Origin of the sequence: Streptomyces acidicola (assembly GCF_009377235.1) — a bacterium.
Classification (GTDB): Bacteria; Actinomycetota; Actinomycetes; order Streptomycetales; family Streptomycetaceae; genus Streptomyces; species Streptomyces acidicola.
In genome coordinates this window covers 1-1,224 of record NZ_VMNX01000530.1, presented here as the reverse complement: position 1 = coordinate 1,224, position 1,224 = coordinate 1, and the positions used below count along the sequence as shown (strand labels likewise).

Below are 1,224 nucleotides of genomic sequence, written 5' to 3'. Positions count from 1 at the left end.
TCTTTCCCCCGCTCTCCCCGCTTTCCCCCGCTCCCCCTCTTTCTCCTTCTTCCTCTCCTCCCGCTCAGCCCTCCCTTCGCCATACCCTCGGAAGGACCCCTTCGTGCGTACCACTCCTCGGCGCCATCGCTCCACAGCAGCACTCGTCGTCGCCACGGCACTGGCCACGACCGTCGCCGGCTGCTCCGCCGCCGGCGGCGGAAGCGACAGCAAGACCCTCGTCGTGAGCTCCTTCCCCTTCGGTTCGGAGGAGCTGACGAAGGCCGTCATCGAGCCCTTCGAGAAGAAGACGGGCTACAAGGTCGAGCTCGACACGGGCAACAACGCCACCCGCCTGACCAGACTTGAGGCAGCGGGCGGGAGGGCGGACGTGGACGTCATGCTCATCTCCGACTACTACGCCGCACTGGGCCAGTCGAAGGGGCTCTTCCAGAAGTTCGGCGCCAAGGACGTGCCGAACATGTCCAAGCTGAGCAGCTTCGCCGTCGACGAGGCGTACGACGGACCGGCGTACACCTACCAGCTCAACGGCACCCTCTACCGCACCGACAAGCTCGACGCCAAGACCGCCGCCGACTGGGCGGTGTACGGCGACAAGAAGTACGCCAAGAAGACCGCGCTGCCCGACATCTCGGTCACCTCGGGACAGCTCACCGTGTCCGGTGTCGGCGAGACCTACGGCAGCGGGCCGTACGACATCGACGCCGCGTACGCGAAGCTCGGCTCCTGGGGTCCGCACACCCTGCAGTTCTACTCGTCCTCGACCGAGGTGACGAACCTGCTGACCCAGGGCGAGATCGTCGCCGCCCCTGCGATCAGCGCGTTCGCCACCTCCCTCATCCAGTCCGGTGAGCCGGTGAGCTGGGTGGCGCCGAGCAAGGGCAAGTACATGGCGACCAACCGGATGATGATCCCCAAGGACGCCAAGAACCTGAAGGCCGCGTACGCGTTCATCGACTACTACCTGTCCGCCGAGGCGCAGACCCAGGCCGCGAAGGTCATCGGCGACATGCCGGTGAACCCGGACGCCACGATCCCCTCGGTGCTCGGCAAGGTCGCCGGGAAGGCGGCGACCGACCCGGTCGGTGCCGGCTTCCGCACCCTCGACCCCGGCACGGTCGTGAAGAACCGCGACACGTGGGTCGAGCGGTTCGCCCGCGAGGTCAGCTCCAAGTGACCGTCGGGTGGGGCGGCCGACGACCCAAAGCGTGCCCCGCCCCACCG

Annotated in this window: 1 protein-coding gene; it reads left to right on the top strand. The window is 67.6% G+C overall.

What is annotated here, in order from left to right:
* The first annotated feature begins 103 nt into the window (after nucleotides 1-103).
* Nucleotides 104-1,177: an ABC transporter substrate-binding protein gene (locus FPZ41_RS46615; RefSeq protein ID WP_152870946.1), complete on the top strand. Its 1,074-nt coding sequence runs from the start codon at nucleotides 104-106 to the stop codon at nucleotides 1,175-1,177.
* Nucleotides 1,178-1,224: the final 47 nt, after the last annotated feature.